Here is a 22,844-nt window from a genome sequence, read left to right as displayed (position 1 = left end):
GGGGCGGGGCAGGCCCGGCAGCGCCGGACCGGACCGCGCCGGACCGCGCCGACGGCATTACCCGGCGGGCGCCTGGGGCTCCACATCTGCCTCGGCGGGGCCGACCGCCCGGAAACAGCCCCCCCCCACCCCCTTGACCAAGTTAGTGATTGAGTACTAACTTAATCCCATGGTAAGGATGAGCGCAGATGAGCGGCGTGAGAGCGTCATTCGGGCGGCGATGCATGAGTTCGCGCGTGGGGGCTACTACGGGACCTCCACCGAGGCGATCGCCAAGCGGGTGGGGGTTTCGCAGCCTTATCTCTTCCGGCTCTTCCCCAACAAGCAGGCGATCTTCCTCGCCGCCGTCGCCCGTTGTATGGAGGACGTCCGGCTCGTCTTCGAGGAAGCCGCCAAGGGCCTGGAGGGGGGCGACCCCTTCAAGGTCATGGGTGAGGCGTACATCCAGCTGATCGCCGATCACCCCGACAAGCTGCAGATGCAGCTCCAGACCTACGTGACCGTCGCCGCGGCGGAAGCCGCCGGGGAGCCGGAGTTCGGGGAGATGGTCCGGGCTTCCTGGATGGAGCTCTGGGACACCGTGCACGCGCCCCTCGGCGGGGACGTGGGCTCGACCACGACCTTCATGGCCTACGGAATGCTGATCCCCGCCGAGGCAGATGTGGAGCCCCAGGCGCCCGCCGGGTAATGCCGTCGGCGCGGTCCGGCGCGGTCCGGTCCGGCGCTGCCGGGCCTGCCCCGCCCCACCCTCGCCGGACCGCCCTAGCGCAGCCCGCCCAGGCACTCTTCTCTGGCCGCGAAAGTTAGTCATCAATAACTAACAAAGCTCAGGATTCGATTCAGGGGGAATCGTGAACACACCAGACCAGGACACCCGGCTCCGCGGGCCCGCCGTGTGGGCGCTCGTGCTCACCGGCACGGCCAGCTTCATGGCCGCCCTCGACAACCTCGTCGTCACCACCGCCCTCCCCGCCATCCGGGAGGACCTCGGCGGCCGGCTGGAGGACCTGGAATGGACGGTGAACGCCTACACGCTCACCTTCGCCGTCCTCCTCATGTTCGGCTCCGCCCTCGGGGACCGGTTCGGGCGCCGGAAGCTGTTCATAGCCGGACTCGCCGTGTTCACCGCAGCCTCCGCCGCGGCCGCCCTCTCGCCCGGCATCGACGCACTCATCGCCGCCCGCGCCGTCCAGGGCGTCGGCGCCGCGGTGATGATGCCGCTCACCCTCACCCTGCTCACCGTCGCGGTCCCCGCGGCCCGGCGCGGCATGGCCCTCGGGATCTACGGAGCCGTCACCGGCCTGGCCGTGGCCAGCGGCCCCCTCATCGGCGGCAGCCTCACCGAGCACATCTCCTGGCAGTGGATCTTCTGGCTCAACGTGCCCATCGGTCTCGCCCTGATCCCGCTCGCCCGGCTGCGCCTCGCCGAGTCCAGCGTCCCCGGTGCCCGCCTGGACCTCCCGGGCACCCTGCTCATCAGCGGCGGTCTCTTCGGCATCGTCTACGCCCTGGTGAACGCCAACGCCGAGGGCTGGACCAGCGCCCCCGTCCTCACCGGCCTGATCGCCGGGTCCGCACTCGTCGGCGGCTTCGTCCACCACGGCTTCCGCAGTGCCGGCCCCATCCTGCCCATGCGGCTCTTCCGTGACCGCGGATTCCTCGGCATCAACCTGGCCGGCCTGCTCATGTTCCTGGGCATGTTCGGCTCGATCTTCCTGCTCAGCCAGTTCTTCCAGGGCGTCTCCGGGTACTCGCCCACCGAGGCCGGGCTGCGCATGCTCCCCTGGACCGGCATGCCGATGATCGTCGCCCCGATCGCCGGGATCCTCTCCGACCGGATCGGCAGCCGCCCCGTCGTCGCCGCCGGGCTCGCCCTGCAGGCCCTCGGCCTCGCCTGGTTCGCCCTGATCCTGAGCGCGGACGTCTCGTACGCCACCCAGCTCGCGCCGCTGATCATCAGCGGCATCGGGATGGGCCTGTACTTCGCCCCCGCCTCCAACGCCCTGATGTCCACCGTGCGCCCCGCCGACCAGGGCAAGGCCTCCGGGACCAACACCGCCATGCGGGAGGTCGGCGGCGCCCTCGGCGTCGCGGTCCTGGCCTCCGTCTTCTCCGCCCAGGGCGGCTACGAGACCCCGCAGGCCTTCACCGACGGCACCGTCCCGGCCCTGTGGATCGGCGCCGTCGCGGTGGCCGTGGCCGCCGGCCTCGCCCTGCTCCTCCCGCGCAAGGCCCGGTCCCCCCGGCCCGTCGAGGCCGCAGCGGCCCCCGCGCCCGGGACCCCGGAGCCCGTCACCCCGAACAAGGTCCCCGCAGCGGGCTGACCCGCGCGATCCGCATCTGCCGAAGGAGTGCACGTCATGCCCGACATCCCCTGGTTCACCCCCACCCAGGCCGACCCCGGCGCCGAGGTCTACGTCATGGCCTCCCGGTTCGAGACGGCCACCCTGGCCGGAGCCGTCCGGTTCTTCCTCAAGACCCCCGGCATCATCGGCCAGATCCGCAAGGCCCCCGGGGCGCACGGCGTCGCCCTGCGGGCCCGCGTCCTCGGCCGGACCTTCCTCACCCTCTCCGCCTGGGAGGACCGCGACGCCCTCTACCGCTTCGCCCGCAGCGAGCCGCACCGGGAGAGCTCCCGCAAGGCGAGTGCGTACATGAAGGAGTCGGCCTTCACCTTCTGGACCGTGCCCGCGTCGGGGCTCCCCGTCAGCTGGGCCGAGGCCGAGCGCCGCCTGGCCGAACAGCAGACCGCCCGCTGAGTCGCGGTCCGTGGCCCCGCAGGGATGCGAGGGGTACGGACCGTACTCTTGTCCACGTGCAGGAACTCCACGACGCCCCCCTCGCCCCGCTGACCACCTTCCGCCTCGGTGGGCCCGCCGCCCGTCTGGTCACCGCGACCACCGACGCCGAGGTGATCGCCGCCGTCCGCGCCGCGGACGAGAGCCGCTCCCCGCTGCTGATCATCGGCGGCGGCAGCAACCTGGTCATCGGCGACCAGGGCTTCGACGGCACCGCCCTGCGCATCGCGACCACCGGCTTCGCCCTCGACGGCACCACCCTGGAGCTCGCCGCGGGCGAGAACTGGAGCGACGCCGTGGCCCGCACCGTCGAGGCGGGCCTCGCCGGGATCGAGTGCCTCGCCGGGATCCCCGGCTCGGCCGGCGCCACCCCGATCCAGAACGTCGGCGCGTACGGCCAGGAGGTCTGCGACACCGTCACCGAGGTCGTCGCCTACGACCGCACCACCGGCGAGACGGTCACCCTCAGCGCCGCCGAGTGCGACTTCCGGTACCGCAACAGCACCTTCAAGGACCAGCCCGAGCGGTACGTCGTCCTGCGCGTGCGCTTCGCCCTGGAGGACGCGGGCGGCCTCTCCGCCCCGATCAAGTACCCCGAGACCGCCCGCGCCCTCGGCGTCGAGGCCGGCGACCGGGTCCCCGCCGCCACCGCCCGCGAGACCGTGCTGCGGCTGCGCGCCGGCAAGGGCATGGTCCTCGACCCCGCCGACCACGACACCTGGTCCGCCGGCTCCTTCTTCCACAACCCGATCCTGACCGACGAGGCCTACGCCGCCTTCCTCGCCCGCGCCCAGGACCGCCTCGGCCCGGAGACCGCCCCGCCCGCCTACCCCGCGGGGGAGGGCCGTACGAAGACCAGCGCGGCCTGGCTGATCGACAAGGCCGGTTTCACCAAGGGCTACGGCACCGGACCGGCGCGCATCTCCACCAAGCACACCCTCGCCCTCACCAACCGCGGCGAGGCCACCACCGAGGACCTCCTGACCCTGGCCCGCGAGGTCGTCGCGGGCGTCCACGCGGCCTTCGGCGTCACCCTGGTCAACGAACCGGTGACGGTCGGCGTCAGCATCTGAGGAGTCCCGGCCGTCCATGCTCTGTCCCCTGCACGGCGCCGGTACGGACCCCACCCGCCTCGTGGGGCGCACGCTCAGCCGAGTCGTCGCGTCCTGGCACGTCAGCGACGGTGAGCGCTCCGAGGCACCGCTCGACGTCTGGCTGATCGACAGCGTCGGCGACTCCATCCGGATCACCACCGGGTCCGACCAGTGCCTCATCGTGGAGTCCGCCGCGCCGCACGAGCCGTACGACATGGGGGAGTGGGGCCGCATCGAGGTCGGCGAGGACCTCGGCGACCACCCCTTCCTGCGGCACCTCGGCGAGACCATCGCCTCCGTGGCCGAGTACGCGCTGCCCGAGCAGGGCCGTACCCACCTGGAGATCGGCTTCCCCGACGGCGGCCGGGTGCGCGCCGACTGCTACGAGGGGGACCTCAGGCTCACCCGGTGAGCCAGTGGTCGATCCCGGCCAGCAGCTTGGCCTGGACGTCCTCGGGCGCGGCGCTGCCGCGCACCGACTGCCGGGCCAGCTCGGCCAGTTCCGCGTCCGTGAAGGCGTGGTGGCGGCGGGCGATCTCGTACTGGGCCGCGAGGCGGGACCCGAACAGCAGCGGGTCGTCCGCGCCCAGCGCCATCGGCACGCCCGCCTCGAAGAGGGTGCGCAGCGGTACGTCCTCGGGCCGCTCGTACACGCCGAGGGCCACGTTGGAGGCCGGGCAGACCTCGCAGGTGATCTGCCGGTCGGCGAGCCGCTTGAGCAGCCGGGGGTCCTCCGCGGCCCGTACGCCGTGCCCGATGCGGGCGGCGTCCAGGTCGTCGAGGCAGTCGCGGACGGAGGAGGGCCCGGTGAGCTCGCCGCCGTGCGGGGCCGCGAGCAGGCCCCCTTCGCGGGCGATGGCGAAGGCGCGGTCGAAGTCGCGGGCCATGCCGCGGCGCTCGTCGTTGGAGAGCCCGAAGCCGACGACGCCGCGGTCGGCGTAGCGGACGGCGAGGCGGGCCAGGGTGCGGGCGTCCAGGGGGTGCTTCATGCGGTTCGCGGCGATCAGGACCCGTATCCCGAGGCCGGTCTCGCGGGAGGCGCTGTCCACGGCGTCCAGGATGATCTCGACGGCCGGGATCATCCCGCCGAGGAGGGGGGCGTAGGAAGTGGGATCCACCTGGATCTCCAGCCAGCCGCTGCCGTCCCGTACGTCCTCCTCCGCGGCCTCGCGGACGAGCCGGCGGATGTCGTCGGGCTCGCGCAGGCAGGAGCGGGCGGCGTCGTAGAGGCGCTGGAAGCGGAACCAGCCGCGTTCGTCGGTGGCCCGCAGTTTGGGGGGCTCTCCGGCGGTCAGCGCGTCGGGCAGGCGCACGCCGTACTTGTCGGCGAGCTCCAGCAGGGTCGAGGGGCGCATCGACCCGGTGAAGTGCAGGTGGAGGTGGGCTTTCGGCAGAAGCGTGAGATCGCGTACGTGCTCCATCTGGTGATCCTGCCGTACGCGCGCGCCGAGTGGGAGGGTGTTTTACCGATCGGGGGCTTGCTCGAACGTGCGGGCGGGGCCTGGCGGGGCCGCCGGAGCCCTGCCCCGGACGCCGCAGCGGCGGCCCCCCACCGGGGAGCCGCCGCTCGGGACGTCACTGCGGGCCGTGTCAGGCCTTGGCCTCGGCCAGCAGCTTCTGGACGCGGGACACGCCCTCGACCAGGTCCTCGTCGCCCAGGGCGTACGAGAGGCGCAGGTAGCCGGGGGTGCCGAAGGCCTCGCCGGGGACGACCGCGACCTCGGCCTCGTCGAGGATCAGCGCGGCCAGCTCGATCGAGGTCTGCGGGCGCTTGCCGCGGATCTCCTTACCGAGGAGGCCCTTGACCGAGGGGTACGCGTAGAAGGCGCCCTCGGGGACGGGGCAGAGCACGCCGTCGATCTCGTTGAGCATCTTGACCATGGTCTGGCGGCGGCGGTCGAAGGCCTTGCGCATCTCGGCGACGGCGTCCAGGTTGCCGGAGACGGCGGCCAGGGCGGCGACCTGCGCCACGTTGGAGACGTTGGAGGTGGCGTGCGACTGCAGGTTGGTCGCGGCCTTGACGACGTCCTGGGGGGCGATGACCCAGCCCACGCGCCAGCCCGTCATGGCGTAGGTCTTGGCGACGCCGTTGACGATGATGCACTTGTCGCGCAGGGCCGGGACCAGCACCGGCAGCGAGGTGAAGGTCGCGTCGCCGTAGACCAGGTGCTCGTAGATCTCGTCCGTCATGACCCACAGGCCGTGCTCGGCGGCCCACTCACCGATCGCGCGGGAGTCGGCCTCGCTGTAGACGGCGCCCGTCGGGTTGGACGGGGAGACGAACAGGACGACCTTCGTGCGCTCGGTGCGGGCGGCCTCCAGCTGCTCGACGCTGACCCGGTACCCGGTGGTCTCGTCGGCGACGACCTCGACCGGGACACCGCCGGCGAGGCGGATCGACTCCGGGTACGTGGTCCAGTACGGCGCCGGGACGATGACCTCGTCACCCGGGTCCAGGACCGCCGCGAACGCCTCGTAGATCGCCTGCTTGCCGCCGTTGGTCACCAGGACCTGCGAAGCCTCGACCTCGTAGCCGGAGTCGCGCAGCGTCTTCGCGGCGATCGCGGCCTTCAGCTCCGGGAGACCGCCGGCCGGGGTGTAGCGGTGGAACTTCGGGTTGCGGCAGGCCTCGACCGCGGCCTCGACGATGTAGTCCGGGGTCGGGAAGTCGGGCTCGCCCGCGGCGAAGCCGATCACCGGGCGCCCGGCGGCCTTGAGCGCCTTGGCCTTGGCGTCGATGGCGAGGGTGGCGGACTCGGAGATGGCGCCGATACGGGCGGATACGCGGCGCTCGGTGGAAGGCGTTTCAGAGGTCATGCGGCCAATCGTCCCAGACGGCAAAGACGGGCCGCACGCCGTTTCAGGTACCGGACGGGAACGGGGCGGGAGCACGTCCGGTCGGGTTCTGTTCGACGTCAGGGCCCGGTTCACGTACACTCACCTGTCGTTGGGCCTCAGCAGCCGCCCCGAAGCGTGAGCACTCCGTGCACTCGCCCGGATGCGGTAGGTTGGGGAACGCAAAGGGTCGTAGCTCAATTGGTAGAGCACTGGTCTCCAAAACCAGCGGTTGGGGGTTCGAGTCCCTCCGGCCCTGCTCCACACTCCTTCTCGGATGTGTGTGCGCAGGTACGTACTTCGATGCAACGCCGTGCGGCGCAACCGGGCGCGGTACGGCCACGACCCGGATTCAGGTGAGAGACGTGACGGACGCCCTGGGCTCCATCGACATGCCTGACGCCGAGGACGACACTCGCGAGAAGAAGGCCCGCAAGGGCGGCAAGCGCGGCAAGAAGGGTCCTCTGGGCCGGCTCGCGCTTTTCTACCGCCAGATCGTCGCGGAACTCCGCAAGGTTGTATGGCCCACTCGCAACCAGCTCACGACGTACACCACCGTGGTGATTGTCTTCGTGGTCATCATGATCGGTCTGGTGACCGTGATTGACTATGGGTTCCAGGAAGCCATCAAGTTCGTCTTCGGCTGATCCCCGCGGAGGGCGGCCCCTTGATGGGTGCCGCCCGTTTTCGCATGTTCCACCACCTTTTGTATCCAGGAAGAAGCAGCCACCGTGTCTGACCCGAACCTGAACGCGAGCCACGACTCCGTCGAGTCCGTCGAGGACGAGCTCGACATCGTCGAGGCGGCAGACGCTGTGGACCCCGACGAGGCCGAGCACGCCGACGCCAAGGCGGGTGTCGCCGCCGAGGAGGCCGCGCTGCACGTCGAGGGTGAGGTCGACGCCGAGGCCGAGGACGACGCCGAGGTCGAAGAGGCTGCGGACGTCGTCGAGGACGACACCGACGAGGTCGACGCCGAGGACGAGGGTGACGTGGCGGCCGAGGCCGACGCAGAGGCCGAAGAGGCCGAGCCCGCCGAGCCCGTCGACCCCATCCAGGCCCTGCGCGACGAACTGCGCCTCCTGCCCGGCGAGTGGTACGTGATCCACACCTACGCCGGTTACGAGAAGCGCGTGAAGGCCAACCTGGAGCAGCGCGCCGTCTCGCTGAACGTCGAGGAGTTCATCTACCAGGCCGAGGTGCCCGAGGAAGAGATCGTCCAGATCAAGAACGGCGAGCGCAAGAACGTCCGGCAGAACAAGCTGCCCGGTTACGTTCTCGTCCGCATGGATCTGACGAACGAGTCCTGGGGCGTCGTCCGCAACACGCCTGGCGTCACCGGCTTCGTCGGCAACGCGTACGACCCGTACCCGCTGACCCTGGACGAGATCGTCAAGATGCTCGCGCCGGAGGCCAAGGAGAAGGCCGACAAGGCCGCCGCCGAGGCCGCTGGTCTGCCGGCGCCCGCCGTCAAGCGCACGATCGAGGTCCTGGACTTCGAGGTCGGCGACTCGGTCACCGTCACCGACGGTCCGTTCGCGACCCTCCAGGCGACGATCAACGAGATCAACCCGGACTCGAAGAAGGTCAAGGGCCTCGTCGAGATCTTCGGCCGCGAGACCCCGGTCGAGCTGAGCTTCGACCAGATCCAGAAGAACTAACCGCGCTGATCCACTTCGTGTGAGCGGCGGCTTCTGAGCCACAGCTTCCGGACAGGTCAGATCGCCCCTCACGGGCGGTCTGACCTGCTCGGTTTTTAGCCCCGCACCGATACCCGTTATCGTGGTGCGGTATGCCTCCATCCGGATGACCGGATGGGTGGCTGAAAACTCTCACTAGGACCCGGAGAGAGCAATGCCTCCCAAGAAGAAGAAGGTCACGGGGCTTATCAAGCTCCAGATCAAGGCCGGTGCGGCCAACCCGGCTCCGCCGGTCGGCCCCGCGCTCGGTCAGCACGGCGTCAACATCATGGAGTTCTGCAAGGCCTACAACGCCGCGACCGAGTCGCAGCGTGGCATGGTCGTGCCGGTGGAGATCACGGTCTACGACGACCGCTCCTTCACCTTCATCACCAAGACTCCGCCGGCCGCGCGCCTCATCCTGAAGCACGCGGGCGTGGAGAAGGGCTCCGGCGAGCCGCACAAGACCAAGGTTGCCAAGCTCACCGGCGCCCAGGTCCGCGAGATCGCCGAGCTGAAGATGCCCGACCTGAACGCCAACGACATCGACGCCGCCGTGAAGATCATTTCCGGCACCGCGCGTTCGATGGGCATCACGGTCGAAGGCTGATCCAGCCACACCCGCCCAGCACCACCAGTGGTAGGACCAAGCGCTGGTCCGCACCACGACTCCACGCCTGAAGAAACAACACAGGAGCAGAAGTGAAGCGCAGCAAGACTCTCCGCGCTGCGGACGCCAAGGTCGACCGGGAGAAGCTGTACGCCCCGCTCGAGGCCGTCCGTCTCGCCAAGGAGACCTCCACGACCAAGTTCGACAGCACCGTCGAGATCGCCTTCCGCCTGGGTGTCGACCCGCGCAAGGCCGACCAGATGGTGCGCGGCACCGTGAACCTCCCGCACGGCACCGGCAAGACCGCCCGGGTCCTGGTCTTCGCGACCGGTGACCGTGCTGCGGCCGCGGAAGCCGCCGGCGCCGACATTGTCGGCGACGACGAACTGATCAACGAGATCGCCAAGGGCAACCGCCTCAACGAGTTCGACGCCGTTGTGGCCACCCCGGACCTCATGGGCAAGGTCGGCCGCCTCGGCCGCGTGCTCGGTCCCCGTGGCCTCATGCCGAACCCGAAGACCGGCACCGTCACGATGGACGTCGCGAAGGCTGTCACCGAGATCAAGGGTGGCAAGATCGAGTTCCGCGTCGACAAGCACTCGAACCTGCACTTCATCATCGGCAAGGTCTCCTTCTCCGATGAGCAGCTGGTCGAGAACTACGGCGCGGCCCTGGACGAGATCCTTCGTCTGAAGCCGTCCGCCGCGAAGGGCCGCTACATCAAGAAGGCCGCCCTGAGCACCACGATGGGCCCCGGCATCCAGCTGGACTCCAACCGCACCCGGAACCTCCTCGTCGAGGAAGACCCGGCTGCTGTCTGAGCCTGATGGCTCACTGAGTGGCTGAACGGGCCCCTCGCCCCCTTCACAGGGTGGCGGGGGGCCCGTTTCCGTGTTCCGGGCCACATGTGCGGCGGGCAGGGCTCAACGGTGCGTGCCGGGCGGCCCGGGGCGCGTACGCTCGGAACGACCAAATGATCATGCAAGGGGTGGGGACCTCGGTGTCTGTGTACCGGAAGAAGACCGTCGGGGCCGCGCTGGCGGCCGTACTGCTCGTGGCGGGCCTGACGGCCTGCGGGGGCGGCAAGGAAGCCGCGGGCGGGGGCGCGACGGAAGCGGTCGCGGCGGCCGAGGCGAAGACCAAGGCCCAGACGCCCGTGGAAGCGGTGAAGGCCGCTTACCTGAAGACGGCGGCGGCCAAGTCCGCCAAGGCGGAGCTGACCATCGTCGGCAGCGACGGCAAGACCAGCGGGCAGTCCGGCACCAAGGGCTGGTACCCGTCCAGCCATGACGTGACGCTCAAGAGCGACAAGCCGGACACCCGGTCGGTCATGCTCGGCGACCTCGTCTACACCCAGCTGGACGAGCCCCTCCAGGGCAAGCCCTGGATGAAGATGAACCTGGCCAAGGACGGCAAGCCGGGGATGCGGCTGAACGACGACCCGGCCGAGTACCTCGCGATGCTGCTCGGCCAGGAGAAGCTCGCGCACGTGGGGGCCGGGCAGACCGACGGCATCGACGCCGAGCACTACAAGGCCACCCTGACCGGTGCGGACCTGATCGCCGCGGACGAGTCGACCAAGGTCATGCAGGAGAAGGACCGGACGTACCTCCACGAGGCGGTGAAGCACCTCACGGCCTGGGAGGTCGACCTGTGGATCGGCAAGGACGGCTACCCCGTCCGCGTCGACACCGTGAGCACCGACGCCGCGGGCACGAGGAAGGCGACGGCGAAGTTCTCCGGGTTCGGCGAGCAGGCGCCCGTCCAGGCCCCGCCGGCCGAGCAGGTCGCCGAGCTGGACGCGGTCCTGAAGGGCGTCGACGACTCCCTCGCGGAGACGGACCGCACGCTCAAGGAGGCCGACAAGACGCTGAAGGAAGCCGACAAGACGCTCCGTGACGCGGGGCTGGGCGGACTCGGCGGTTCCTGAGCCCTCGCCGCGGCCGGGGCGGAGGCGATTTGCCTTGGCTCGACCGCTTCGCGTACGCTTCACCAGAAGCCAAAGACCGCTGGTCGTTGCCCTGCTCGAAAGAGTGGGGCGGCCGAAGGATCCGCTGAATGCGGACGTCCTGCGCAGGTGTTCGTGGACACGCTCCCGGAGTGATTCGGTCGAGCTTACGCCCCGTGCGCTTGCGCCGGGGCGTTTCGTTTTGTTCAGCCCCTTCTGAGCGGTCCTCATCACCCGGAAGGAGGCCGACGCTCTATGGCAAGGCCCGACAAGGCTGCCGCGGTAGCCGAGCTCACGGACCAGTTCCAGAGCTCGAACGCCGCTGTGCTGACCGAGTACCGGGGTCTCACCGTTGCGCAGCTCAAGACGCTGCGTCGTTCGCTCGGTGAGAACGCCCAGTACGCCGTGGTGAAGAACACGCTGACCAAGATTGCGGCCAACCAGGCCGGGATCACCGCGCTGGACGAGCACTTCGCTGGTCCGACCGCGGTCGCCTTCATCACCGGTGACCCGGTGGAGTCGGCGAAGAGCCTGCGTGACTTCGCCAAGGACAACCCCAACCTGATCATCAAGGCGGGTGTCCTTGATGGTAAGGCGCTCTCCGCCGATGACATCAAGAAGCTTGCGGACCTCGAGTCCCGCGAGGTTCTGCTCAGCAAGCTGGCCGGCGCGTTCAAGGGCAAGCAGTCTCAGGCTGCCTCGCTCTTCCAGGCGCTGCCGTCGAAGTTCGTCCGCACCGCGGAAGCGCTTCGCGTCAAGCTCGCCGAGCAGGGCGGTGCCGAGTAATTCGGCTCGCGCACTGATCCACGCCGCCTAGTGCGTGGGTCAAAGCGGGCCGTTACGCCCGCCTCTATATACATCCGGCACCTGCCGAATTAGTGGAAGGATCGCCCATCATGGCGAAGCTCACCCAGGACGAACTCCTCGCCCAGTTCGAGGAGCTCACCCTCATCGAGCTCTCCGAGTTCGTTAAGGCGTTCGAGGAGAAGTTCGACGTCACCGCCGCCGCGGCCGTCGCCGTTGCCGGTCCGGGCGCCCCGGTTGCCGCTGAGGCCGCCGAGGAGCAGGACGAGTTCGACGTCATCCTCACCGGTGCCGGCGACAAGAAGATCCAGGTCATCAAGGTCGTGCGCGAGCTCACCTCCCTGGGTCTGAAGGAGGCCAAGGACCTCGTCGACGGCGCTCCGAAGCCGGTCCTCGAGAAGGTCGCCAAGGAGGCCGCTGACAAGGCTGCCGAGTCCCTCAAGGCTGCCGGCGCGGCTGTCGAGGTCAAGTAACACCTCTGAGGCCTCTCTGAGGCCTCTGCAAAGGGCGATCACCCGTAAGGGTGGTCGCCCTTTGGCGTATCTGTAGTGCCTGACTTGCCCTGGTCTCGTTGGGGAGTAGGGTGATCATCGTTGCTCCGCAGCCGGGTCCCAAGATGATCCGCACGGAGCAGGGGGCCTTGACGAACGGGCAGCGGCGCGCAATTCTCAAACCCGTCACCAGCTCGACCAGCTCGATCCGGGATACGAGGCATGGATCGGCTACGAAGAGGGCAGTACTGATACGCGCTCTGTGTGCGAGGGCCGCAGCGTTGGAAGCAGTGTCGGTTGAACACCGGCTCGGATTGAAGGACGTGGGGAAGGCCTGTTGCCGGTTTCCGGAAACCTGGTCTGGACATCAGTGAGCCGAGTGGCTACACTGACCCTTTGCGCTGCCTGTTAGCTGCCCCCTGCCCGTCGCCAGGGGCATGCCCACGCTTGAGCACACTTGATTGATCGACCTGACCTGGCATTTTGGCCAGATGGGGAGAACCTGTCTTCTGTGTCGGCTGGGACCGGTACGCGCGTAGTGAGTCCGAGCCCTCGGAAGGACCCCCTCTTGGCCGCCTCGCGCAACGCCTCGACCAATACGAACAACGGTGCCAGCACCGCCCCGCTGCGCATCTCCTTTGCAAAGATCAAGGAGCCCCTCGAGGTTCCGAACCTCCTGGCGCTGCAGACCGAGAGCTTTGACTGGCTGCTCGGGAACGCCGCCTGGAAGTCTCGCGTCGAGTCGGCGCTTGAGAGTGGACAGGACGTCCCCACCAAGTCCGGTCTGGAAGAGATCTTCGAGGAGATCTCGCCGATCGAGGACTTCTCCGGGTCGATGTCGCTGACCTTCCGCGACCACCGTTTCGAGCCGGCGAAGAACTCTGTCGACGAGTGCAAGGAGCGCGACTTCACGTACGCGGCTCCGCTGTTCGTCACGGCCGAGTTCACGAACAACGAGACCGGAGAGATCAAGTCTCAGACGGTCTTCATGGGCGACTTCCCGCTCATGACCAACAAGGGCACCTTCGTCATCAACGGCACCGAGCGTGTCGTCGTGTCGCAGCTTGTCCGTTCCCCCGGTGTCTACTTCGACTCCTCCATCGACAAGACGTCCGACAAGGACATCTTCTCCGCCAAGATCATCCCGTCCCGGGGTGCCTGGCTGGAGATGGAGATCGACAAGCGCGACATGGTCGGTGTCCGCATCGACCGCAAGCGCAAGCAGTCCGTCACCGTCCTCCTGAAGGCTCTCGGCTGGACCACCGAGCAGATCCTCGAGGAGTTCGGCGAGTACGAGTCCATGCGCGCCACCCTGGAGAAGGACCACACCCAGGGTCAGGACGACGCGCTGCTCGACATCTACCGCAAGCTGCGTCCGGGCGAACCGCCGACCCGCGAGGCTGCTCAGACGCTGCTCGAGAACCTCTACTTCAACCCGAAGCGCTACGACCTCGCCAAGGTCGGCCGCTACAAGGTGAACAAGAAGCTCGGCGCCGACGAGCCGCTGGACGCCGGCGTGCTCACCACCGACGACGTCATCGCAACGATCAAGTACCTGGTCAAGCTGCACGCCGGCGAGACCGAGACGACCGGCGAGTCCGGCCGTTCGATCGTGGTCGAGACCGATGACATCGACCACTTCGGCAACCGTCGTCTGCGCAACGTCGGCGAGCTCATCCAGAACCAGGTCCGCACGGGTCTGGCTCGTATGGAGCGCGTCGTCCGCGAGCGCATGACGACTCAGGACGTCGAGGCCATCACGCCGCAGACCCTGATCAACATCCGGCCGGTCGTCGCCTCCATCAAGGAGTTCTTCGGCACCAGCCAGCTGTCGCAGTTCATGGACCAGAACAACCCGCTGTCGGGCCTCACCCACAAGCGCCGCCTGTCGGCTCTTGGTCCCGGTGGTCTGTCCCGTGAGCGGGCCGGCTTCGAGGTCCGTGACGTGCACCCGTCGCACTACGGCCGCATGTGCCCGATCGAGACCCCTGAAGGCCCGAACATCGGTCTGATCGGCTCGCTCGCCTCCTACGGCCGCGTCAACGCGTTCGGCTTCGTCGAGACCCCGTACCGCAAGGTCATCGAGGGTGTCGTCACGGACGAGGTCGACTACCTGACCGCGGACGAGGAAGACCGCTTCGTGATCGCCCAGGCCAACGCCGGCCTGAACGACGAGATGCGCTTCACCGAGAACCGCGTGCTGGTCCGCCGTCGTGGCGGCGAGATCGACTACATCGCCGGCGACGACGTCGACTACATGGACGTCTCCCCGCGCCAGATGGTGTCCGTCGCGACCGCGATGATCCCCTTCCTGGAGCACGACGACGCCAACCGTGCCCTCATGGGCGCGAACATGATGCGCCAGGCCGTTCCGCTCATCAAGGCGGAGGCGCCGCTCGTCGGCACCGGCATGGAGTACCGCTGTGCGGTCGACGCCGGTGACTCGATCCGTGCGGAGAAGGACGGTGTCGTCCAGGAGGTCTCGGCCGACTACATCACCGTCGCCAACGACGACGGCACGTACACCACGTACCGCGTCGCCAAGTTCTCCCGCTCGAACCAGGGCACCTCGGTCAACCAGAAGGTCATCGTCAACGAGGGTGACCGGATCATCGAGTCCCAGGTCCTCGCCGACGGTCCTGCGACCGAAGAGGGCGAAATGGCCCTCGGCAAGAACCTGCTCGTCGCGTTCATGCCGTGGGAAGGTCACAACTACGAGGACGCGATCATCCTGTCGCAGCGCCTCGTGCAGGACGACGTCCTCTCCTCGATCCACATCGAGGAGCACGAGGTCGACGCCCGTGACACCAAGCTCGGCCCCGAGGAGATCACCCGGGACATCCCGAACGTCTCCGAGGAGGTCCTCGCGGACCTCGACGAGCGCGGCATCATCCGCATCGGTGCGGACGTCGTCGCCGGCGACATCCTGGTCGGCAAGGTCACGCCCAAGGGTGAGACCGAGCTGACCCCGGAGGAGCGCCTGCTCCGCGCGATCTTCGGTGAGAAGGCCCGCGAGGTGCGTGACACCTCGCTCAAGGTCCCTCACGGTGAGATCGGCAAGGTCATCGGTGTCCGCGTCTTCGACCGCGAGGAGGGCGACGAGCTTCCTCCGGGCGTGAACCAGCTGGTCCGCGTCTACGTCGCCCAGAAGCGCAAGATCACCGACGGTGACAAGCTCGCCGGCCGCCACGGCAACAAGGGTGTCATCTCCAAGATCCTTCCGATCGAGGACATGCCCTTCCTTGAGGACGGCACGCCGGTCGACATCATCCTGAACCCGCTGGGTGTCCCGTCCCGAATGAACCCGGGACAGGTCCTGGAGATCCACCTCGGCTGGCTCGCCAGCCGCGGCTGGGACGTCTCCGGCCTGGCGGACGAGTGGGCGCAGCGCCTCCAGGCGATCGGCGCCGACCAGGTCGCTCCCGGTACCAACGTCGCCACCCCGGTGTTCGACGGTGCCCGCGAGGACGAGCTGGCAGGTCTGCTGCAGCACACGATCCCGAACCGCGACGGCGAGCGCATGGTGCTCCCGACCGGTAAGGCGCGTCTGTTCGACGGCCGCTCCGGCGAGCCGTTCCCGGACCCGATCTCGGTCGGGTACATGTACATCCTCAAGCTCCACCACCTGGTCGACGACAAGCTCCACGCTCGGTCGACCGGTCCGTACTCGATGATCACGCAGCAGCCGCTGGGTGGTAAGGCGCAGTTCGGTGGCCAGCGCTTCGGTGAGATGGAGGTGTGGGCGCTCGAGGCTTATGGCGCCGCTTACGCCCTCCAGGAGCTGCTGACCATCAAGTCCGACGACGTCACCGGCCGCGTGAAGGTCTACGAGGCCATCGTCAAGGGCGAGAACATCCCCGAGCCGGGCATTCCCGAGTCCTTCAAGGTGCTCATCAAGGAAATGCAGTCGCTCTGCCTCAACGTGGAGGTGCTGTCCTCGGACGGCATGTCCATCGAGATGCGCGACACCGACGAGGACGTCTTCCGCGCGGCGGAGGAGCTCGGTATCGACCTGTCCCGGCGCGAGCCGAGCAGCGTCGAAGAGGTCTGACGGGCCTGACGGGGGGCTCGCTCAAGAGCCCCCCGTCATCCCCGGGACCGTTCAGACCATGATTGAGACTCGACCCCGAAAGAGGGATTGACGCACAGTGCTCGACGTCAACTTCTTCGACGAGCTGCGGATCGGCCTTGCCACCGCGGACGACATCCGAACCTGGTCGCACGGCGAGGTCAAGAAGCCGGAGACCATCAACTACCGCACCCTCAAGCCCGAGAAGGACGGACTCTTCTGCGAGAAGATCTTCGGTCCTACCCGGGACTGGGAGTGCTACTGCGGTAAGTACAAGCGTGTCCGCTTCAAGGGCATCATCTGCGAGCGCTGTGGCGTCGAAGTCACGCGCGCCAAGGTGCGTCGTGAGCGGATGGGCCACATCGAGCTTGCCGCTCCCGTCACCCACATCTGGTACTTCAAGGGCGTCCCGTCGCGCCTGGGCTACCTGCTGGACCTCGCGCCGAAGGACCTTGAGAAGGTCATCTACTTCGCCGCGTACATGATCACGTTCGTCGACGACGAGCGCCGCACCCGCGACCTCCCGTCGCTGGAGGCGCACGTCTCCGTCGAGCGCCAGCAGATCGAGAACCGCCGCGACGCGGACCTCGAAGGCCGTGCCAAGAAGCTCGAGACCGACCTGGCCGAGCTCGAGGCCGAGGGCGCGAAGGCCGACGTACGCCGCAAGGTGCGCGAAGGTGCCGAGCGCGAGATGAAGCAGCTCCGTGACCGCGCCCAGCGCGAGATCGACCGCCTCGACGAGGTGTGGGCCCGCTTCAAGAACCTCAAGGTCCAGGACCTGGAGGGCGACGAGCTCCTGTACCGCGAGCTGCGTGACCGCTTCGGCACGTACTTCGACGGCTGCATGGGCGCCGCCGCGCTGCAGAAGCGCCTGGAGTCCTTCGACCTCGAGGAAGAGGCCGAGCGCCTCCGCGAGATCATCCGTACCGGCAAGGGCCAGAAGAAGACCCGTGCGCTCAAGCGCCTCAAGGTCGTCTCCGCGTTCCTGCAGACCAGCAACAAGCCCAAGGGCATGGTGCTCGACTGCGTGCCGGTCATCCCGCCGGACCTGCGTCCGATGGTGCAGCTGGACGGTGGCCGCTTCGCGACCTCCGACCTGAACGACCTGTACCGCCGCGTGATCAACCGCAACAACCGTCTGAAGCGTCTCCTCGACCTCGGTGCCCCCGAGATCATCGTGAACAACGAGAAGCGCATGCTTCAGGAGGCCGTGGACGCCCTCTTCGACAACGGTCGTCGTGGCCGTCCGGTGACCGGTCCCGGTAACCGTCCGCTGAAGTCCCTGAGCGACATGCTCAAGGGCAAGCAGGGTCGATTCCGTCAGAACCTTCTCGGTAAGCGCGTGGACTACTCCGCGCGTTCCGTGATCGTCGTCGGTCCGCAGCTGAAGCTGCACCAGTGCGGTCTGCCCAAGGCCATGGCGCTGGAGCTCTTCAAGCCGTTCGTGATGAAGCGCCTGGTCGACCTGAACCACGCGCAGAACATCAAGTCGGCGAAGCGCATGGTCGAGCGCGGCCGCACGGTCGTCTACGACGTGCTCGAAGAGGTCATCGCCGAGCACCCGGTTCTCCTGAACCGTGCGCCCACGCTGCACCGCCTCGGCATCCAGGCCTTCGAGCCCCAGCTGGTCGAAGGCAAGGCCATCCAGATCCACCCGCTCGTCTGCACCGCGTTCAACGCGGACTTCGACGGTGACCAGATGGCCGTGCACCTGCCGCTCTCCGCGGAGGCGCAGGCCGAGGCCCGCATCCTGATGCTGTCCTCGAACAACATCCTCAAGCCGGCCGACGGCCGTCCGGTCACGATGCCGACCCAGGACATGGTCCTCGGTCTGTTCTTCCTGACCACCGACGGTGAGCTCCGTGACGTCAAGGGCGAGGGCCGCGCGTTCGGCTCCACGGCCGAGGCGACCATGGCGTTCGACAACGGCGAGCTCGCGCTCCAGTCGGCCGTCGACATCCGCTTCCCGGTGGGCACCATCCCGCCGCGCGGCTGGGTGCCGCCGGTCGCCGAGAGCGGGGACGACGCCGTCGCGGAACGCGAGTTCCAGCCGGGCGACAGCTTCCGTCTGCGCACCACCCTGGGCCGCGCGCTCTTCAACGAGCTGCTGCCCGAGGACTACCCGTTCGTCGACTACTCGGTGGGCAAGAAGCAGCTCTCCGAGATCGTCAACGACCTGGCGGAGCGCTACCCCAAGGTCATCGTGGCGGCGACGCTCGACAACCTGAAGGCGGCCGGCTTCCACTGGGCGACCCGTTCGGGCGTCACCGTGGCCATCTCCGACGTCGTCGTGCCCGAGGCCAAGAAGGCCATCGTCAAGGGCTACGAGGAGCTGGACGAGAAGGTCCAGAAGCAGTACGAGCGCGGTCTGATCACCAAGGACGAGCGCACGCAGGAGCTCATCGCGATCTGGACCAAGGCGACCAACGAGGTTGCCGAGGCGATGAACGCGAACTTCCCCAAGACGAACCCCATCTTCATGATGGTTGACTCGGGTGCCCGAGGAAACATGATGCAGATGCGACAGATCGCCGGTATGCGTGGTCTGGTGTCGAACGCGAAGAACGAGACCATCCCGCGTCCGATCAAGGCGTCCTTCCGTGAGGGCCTCACCGTTCTGGAGTACTTCATCTCCACGCACGGTGCCCGTAAGGGTCTGGCGGACACCGCCCTGCGTACCGCCGACTCGGGTTACCTCACCCGTCGTCTGGTGGACGTCTCGCAGGACGTCATCATCCGCGAGGAGGACTGCGGCACCGAGCGCGGTCTGAAGCTGAAGATCGCCGTTCGCGGCGAGGACGGCGTGCTGCGCAAGGCCGACGACGTCGAGACCTCGATCTACGCCCGCATGCTGGCCGAGGACGTCGTCATCGACGGCAAGGTCATCGCGCCGGCCAACGTCGACCTCGGTGACGTGCTCATCGACGCCCTGGTCGCCAACGGCGTCGAGGAGGTCAAGACCCGCTCGGTCCTGACCTGTGAGTCCGCGGTCGGCACCTGTGCCTTCTGCTACGGACGCTCGCTCGCCACCGGCAAGCTGGTCGACATCGGTGAGGCGGTCGGCATCATCGCCGCCCAGTCCATCGGTGAGCCCGGTACCCAGCTGACGATGCGTACCTTCCACACCGGTGGTGTGGCCGGTGACGACATCACGCAGGGTCTGCCGCGTGTCGTCGAGCTCTTCGAGGCCCGTACCCCGAAGGGTGTCGCCCCGATCTCCGAGGCCGCCGGCCGCGTGCGGATCGAGGAGACCGAGAAGACGAAGAAGATCGTCATCACGCCCGACGACGGCAGCGACGAGACGGCGTTCCCGATCTCGAAGCGCGCCAAGGTCATCGTGCACGAGGGCGACCACGTCGAGGTGGGCCAGAAGCTCACCATGGGTGCCACCAACCCGCACGACGTGCTGCGCATCCTCGGCCAGCGTGCCGTCCAGGTCCACCTGGTCGGCGAAGTCCAGAAGGTCTACAACTCGCAGGGCGTGTCGATCCACGACAAGCACATCGAGATCATCATCCGGCAGATGCTGCGCCGCGTGACGATCATCGAGTCCGGCGACGCGGAGCTCCTGCCGGGCGAGCTCGTCGAGCGGTCGAAGTTCGAGACCGAGAACCGTCGTGTGGTCACCGAGGGCGGTCACCCCGCCTCCGGCCGTCCGCAGCTGATGGGTATCACCAAGGCCTCGCTCGCGACCGAGTCCTGGCTGTCGGCGGCGTCCTTCCAGGAGACGACCAGGGTTCTGACGGACGCGGCGATCAACGCCAAGTCCGACTCCCTGATCGGCCTCAAGGAGAACGTCATCATCGGTAAGCTCATCCCGGCCGGTACGGGCCTCGCCCGCTACCGCAACATCCGGGTCGAGCCCACCGAGGAAGCCAAGGCAGCGATGTACTCGGCCGTCGGTTACGACGACATCGACTACTCGCCCTTCGGCACCGGCTCCGGCCAGGCTGTCCCGCTGGAGGACTACGACTACGGCCCGTACAACGGCTGAGGTCCGAAGCAGTAGAGCAGTAGCGCAGTAACCGCAGGGCGGTCACCCGAGAGGGTGGCCGCCCTGCGGCGTTTCAGCGGCCGCTGTGCAGGTACGGCTGGAGGTGGTGCAGCCGTGTGCGGTGGTCGGGGTGGGTGGAGAGCAGCCGGGAGAGCGTGCCGGGCTCCGTGAACGGCTTCCCGGTCTGCATCAGCACGGCCTGCTTGGCCTGCTCTTCCTGCACCATCACCCCGTGGAGCATCTGCGCGAGCATCGGGGCGAAGCCGAGGACGGCCGCGTGCGCGTCGGCGCGCAGCTCGGCCCGGCGGCCCACCGCCGCCATGAAGTACGGCATCACGAGCAGCAGCAGCGGGAGCCCGTAGGTGGCGGTGACCGTCAGCAGGGTGAACATGCCGACGAAGATGATCAGCAGTCCGGCCGCCAGGTAGGAGAAGAAGCTGGTGAACCGGATGACGAACACCGTCACGGCCCGGACGACCTGCCAGGCCAGACGCCCGGGCAGGGAGTACCACCAGCCCAGCAGGCCGGACCAGGCGTGGCCGCCGGTGTGGTGGCCGAGCTCGTGGGCGAGGACGGCGGCCAGCTGGGACCGCGGCAGGTTGTCCAGGGCGTTGCGGGTGACCCCGACGATGTGGCCCGCGGCCGCGTACGCGTTGAGGTGGTCGGAGTCCTCGATCCACAGCTCGTAGCGGTTGCCGTCGACGCCCGCGCGGGCCGTGACCTCGCGCCATACCGGAGCGAGGGCGGCGAGCTCGTGGGGGAGCGGGCGCTGCAGGCGCAGCAGGTGGCGGGCGAAGAAGTCCTCGCTGGGGCGGTGGAAGACGAGGGCCCCGGAGGCGATCCACAGCACGGTGGGCAGCCAGGAGGGCAGGCCGGTCAGGGCCTGGAGGATCGTGGCGGCCAGGAGCACCACCATGAGGCTCATCAGGAAGCCGGGGACGTGCAGGGCGAGCTGGCCGAAGGCGGTGGCGTCGGTGCTGCGCTGGTGCGCCTTGAGGTGGAGCCGGGTGCCGGGGGCGTTCTGGTAGTCCAGGTCGTCCTGGGCGGCCGGGGCGGGCCGGGCCGGCGGCACGGGGGCGGGGGCCGGCGCGGGCGCCTGCTGGTACTGCGGGTACTGCGGGTAGGCGGGCTGTGGCGGTGCGGGCTGGGGGTACGCGGGCTGCTGCGGGTAGTGCTGGTGGGGCGCGGGCTGCACGGGCTGCGGGTACGGGGGCTGCGGGTACTGCGGGGGCTGCGCAGGGGCGCCCGGTGCGGGTTCGGCCGCCGGGTGGGCCGGCGGGGTCTGCTGCTGTGGGTACGCCGGGGGCGGGCCCTGCGGGTACTGGGGGCCTTGGGGGTATGCGGGGTACTGGGCAGCCCGGGGGTCCTGTGGGGGCTGTGGGGGCTGTGGGTACTCGGGTTCGGGCGACTGGTTCACGGTGGTCCTTCGTCGTCTCGGTGGCGTCAGCCGATGAGGAGGGCGGCGGGGAGCAGGACCGCGGCCGCGCAGAAGGCGAGCAGGCCGGCCCTGATCCACTGGTGCTTGCGGGTGGCGATCCGGCTGTTCTCCGCCAGGGCGGCCATCAGGGAGGCGGTGGGGTCGCGGTCCGTCTCCGCGAGCGCCTCGGCGAGACGGCCCTGGCGGACCGCCGACCGGATGTCGCCGAAGTACGACAGCGGCGAGCCCGGCTCCCACTCGGCCGAGCGGTAGCGGGGCAGTACGGCGATCAGCAGGGCGGGCAGCGCCAGTGCGAGGGCCGTGGCTCCCGTCCACCAGACGGCCGTGCCGGGAGTGGAGAGCGAGCCGGGCTGCCAGCCCTTCCCGGCGAGCAGGGCGCTGATCACCCCGGCGGTCATGCCCAGGGCCGCGACCAGGACGGAGGCCTTGCTGTCGGCCCGGGCTATCTCGGCCCGCAGGTCGGCGAGCAGCCGGACGGCGGCCGCCCCGCCGGGCGGTGCGGGGGCCGTGGCCGCCGTTTCCGCCGCCGCGGGCATGCGGTCCGGCGCGGCCGCGGGCGCGGCCTCGGCTCCGTGGGTGGGCGCGGTCACGGCTGCACCGGCCCGTCGGCCTCGGCCTGCGCCGCGGGCGCGGCCTGCGGTTCGGCGTACGGACCTGATCCGGCCTGGGCCCTCTGCCCGGGCTGCGGGTGGGCAGCCTGCGCGGGGTGCGGTTGGGGCTGGGCGGCCTGCCTGGGCTCCGGTCCGGCGTACGGGCTGGGTACGGGCGGGGCGGCCCGCTCGGCCAGGGGTTCGGCGTACGGAGCCGGTTCGGCCTGGGTGGTCTGCCCGGGCTGTGGTTCGGCGTGCGGGATGGGCGCGGTCTGCGGGCCGGCGAGGTCGGTTTCTTCCCGGGTGGGGGATGACTGGGGGGCGGGCCGGGGCCCGGCGGGAGGTTGTTGCGGGACCGGGCTGGTTCCGTAGCCGGGCGGGGGCTCCCACTGGGCGAAGGTCTGCGGCGGGCCGTACGGGGCCCCCGGCATTGCGTATGGCTCGGCCCCGGGCGGGGTCCGGGGCTGCGGCGGGGCGGCGGGTGGAGCCGGGGG

Annotated in this window: 18 protein-coding genes, 1 tRNA gene and 1 pseudogene; 15 read left to right on the top strand and 5 right to left on the bottom strand. The window is 69.0% G+C overall.

The genetic code is table 11. From position 1 onward, the window contains the following. Window positions 1-169: 169 nt before the first annotated feature. The 5 genes from IO30_RS0128140 to IO30_RS40935 all read left to right on the top strand — a co-directional run bounded on the left by IO30_RS0128140 (window position 170) and on the right by IO30_RS40935 (window position 4,304). Window positions 170-688 (top strand): TetR/AcrR family transcriptional regulator, encoded by a 519-nt coding sequence (locus tag IO30_RS0128140; RefSeq protein ID WP_051902639.1) that lies wholly within the window; start codon window positions 170-172, stop codon window positions 686-688. Between the two features lie 163 nt (window positions 689-851). Further along, window positions 852-2,324, top strand: a complete 1,473-nt coding sequence (locus tag IO30_RS0128135; RefSeq protein ID WP_031147472.1) for an MFS transporter — start codon at window positions 852-854, stop codon at window positions 2,322-2,324. A 36-nt stretch (window positions 2,325-2,360) separates the two neighbouring features. Continuing rightward, the gene (locus IO30_RS0128130; RefSeq protein ID WP_031147470.1) at window positions 2,361-2,759 is read left to right on the top strand and encodes a DUF3291 domain-containing protein; all 399 of its coding nucleotides are present in this window, start codon (window positions 2,361-2,363) and stop codon (window positions 2,757-2,759) included. After that, window positions 2,756-3,871 (top strand): UDP-N-acetylmuramate dehydrogenase, encoded by a 1,116-nt coding sequence (locus IO30_RS0128125; RefSeq protein WP_234321859.1) that lies wholly within the window; start codon window positions 2,756-2,758, stop codon window positions 3,869-3,871. Before IO30_RS0128130 ends, IO30_RS0128125 begins: the two co-directional genes overlap by 4 nt. Before the next feature lie 16 nt (window positions 3,872-3,887). Next, complete coding sequence (locus tag IO30_RS40935) at window positions 3,888-4,304, top strand: hypothetical protein (RefSeq protein WP_031147466.1); 417 nt, start codon at window positions 3,888-3,890, stop codon at window positions 4,302-4,304. Here the strand turns inward: IO30_RS40935 and IO30_RS0128115 are convergent. Further along, window positions 4,294-5,313, bottom strand: a complete 1,020-nt coding sequence (locus IO30_RS0128115) for an adenosine deaminase (RefSeq protein WP_031147464.1) — start codon at window positions 5,311-5,313, stop codon at window positions 4,294-4,296. The two genes, IO30_RS40935 and IO30_RS0128115, sit on opposite strands and share 11 nt — an antisense overlap. A 169-nt stretch (window positions 5,314-5,482) precedes the next feature. Next, entirely contained in the window at window positions 5,483-6,709 is a 1,227-nt protein-coding gene (locus IO30_RS0128110; protein ID WP_031147462.1) for a pyridoxal phosphate-dependent aminotransferase, read from the bottom strand. Window positions 6,710-6,913: 204 nt separating this feature from the next. Here IO30_RS0128110 and IO30_RS0128105 point away from each other — a divergent pair. The 10 genes from IO30_RS0128105 (at window position 6,914) to IO30_RS0128060 (ending at window position 20,322) form a co-directional block, all read left to right on the top strand. Then, window positions 6,914-6,986: transfer RNA gene (locus tag IO30_RS0128105), tRNA-Trp, on the top strand. Between the two features lie 106 nt (window positions 6,987-7,092). Further along, entirely contained in the window at window positions 7,093-7,374 is a 282-nt protein-coding gene (gene secE, locus IO30_RS0128100; RefSeq protein ID WP_030298162.1) for a preprotein translocase subunit SecE, read from the top strand. A gap of 84 nt (window positions 7,375-7,458) precedes the next feature. Continuing rightward, a complete protein-coding gene (gene nusG / locus IO30_RS0128095; protein WP_031147459.1) occupies window positions 7,459-8,388 on the top strand; it encodes a transcription termination/antitermination protein NusG in 930 nt (309 codons plus the stop codon). A 193-nt stretch (window positions 8,389-8,581) separates the two neighbouring features. Next, window positions 8,582-9,016: a 50S ribosomal protein L11 gene (rplK, locus tag IO30_RS0128090; protein ID WP_031147457.1), complete on the top strand. Its 435-nt coding sequence runs from the start codon at window positions 8,582-8,584 to the stop codon at window positions 9,014-9,016. A gap of 92 nt (window positions 9,017-9,108) precedes the next feature. Then, window positions 9,109-9,837 carry a 50S ribosomal protein L1 gene (gene rplA, locus IO30_RS0128085; protein ID WP_031147455.1) on the top strand — a complete coding sequence of 243 codons (729 nt, stop codon included), beginning with the start codon at window positions 9,109-9,111 and terminating at the stop codon, window positions 9,835-9,837. A gap of 179 nt (window positions 9,838-10,016) precedes the next feature. Continuing rightward, window positions 10,017-10,946: an SCO4651 family lipoprotein gene (locus tag IO30_RS0128080; protein ID WP_157853390.1), complete on the top strand. Its 930-nt coding sequence runs from the start codon at window positions 10,017-10,019 to the stop codon at window positions 10,944-10,946. Between the two features lie 273 nt (window positions 10,947-11,219). Further along, window positions 11,220-11,750, top strand: a complete 531-nt coding sequence (gene rplJ, locus IO30_RS0128075; protein ID WP_031147451.1) for a 50S ribosomal protein L10 — start codon at window positions 11,220-11,222, stop codon at window positions 11,748-11,750. A 110-nt stretch (window positions 11,751-11,860) separates the two neighbouring features. Continuing rightward, complete coding sequence (rplL, locus tag IO30_RS0128070; RefSeq protein WP_031147450.1) at window positions 11,861-12,241, top strand: 50S ribosomal protein L7/L12; 381 nt, start codon at window positions 11,861-11,863, stop codon at window positions 12,239-12,241. 586 nt (window positions 12,242-12,827) lie between these two features. Beyond that, complete coding sequence (rpoB, locus tag IO30_RS0128065) at window positions 12,828-16,310, top strand: DNA-directed RNA polymerase subunit beta (RefSeq protein WP_031147448.1); 3,483 nt, start codon at window positions 12,828-12,830, stop codon at window positions 16,308-16,310. 97 nt (window positions 16,311-16,407) lie between these two features. After that, the gene (locus IO30_RS0128060; protein WP_031147446.1) at window positions 16,408-20,322 is read left to right on the top strand and encodes a DNA-directed RNA polymerase subunit beta'; all 3,915 of its coding nucleotides are present in this window, start codon (window positions 16,408-16,410) and stop codon (window positions 20,320-20,322) included. Between the two features lie 73 nt (window positions 20,323-20,395). Here the strand turns inward: IO30_RS0128060 and IO30_RS43865 are convergent, their stop codons facing one another. The 3 genes and pseudogenes from IO30_RS43865 to IO30_RS0128045 all read right to left on the bottom strand — a co-directional run. Further along, entirely contained in the window at window positions 20,396-21,517 is a 1,122-nt protein-coding gene (locus IO30_RS43865; protein ID WP_237403427.1) for a M48 family metalloprotease, read from the bottom strand. Between the two features lie 248 nt (window positions 21,518-21,765). Continuing rightward, window positions 21,766-22,296: a Pycsar system effector family protein gene (locus IO30_RS47180; RefSeq protein ID WP_031147442.1), complete on the bottom strand. Its 531-nt coding sequence runs from the start codon at window positions 22,294-22,296 to the stop codon at window positions 21,766-21,768. A 50-nt stretch (window positions 22,297-22,346) separates the two neighbouring features. Further along, window positions 22,347-22,844: pseudogene (locus IO30_RS0128045) on the bottom strand (hypothetical protein); the annotation flags it as partial.

The sequence above is a fragment of the Streptomyces xanthophaeus genome (assembly GCF_000725805.1).
Classification (GTDB): domain Bacteria; phylum Actinomycetota; class Actinomycetes; order Streptomycetales; family Streptomycetaceae; genus Streptomyces; species Streptomyces xanthophaeus.
This window is presented reverse-complemented; position numbering and strand designations above follow the sequence as displayed.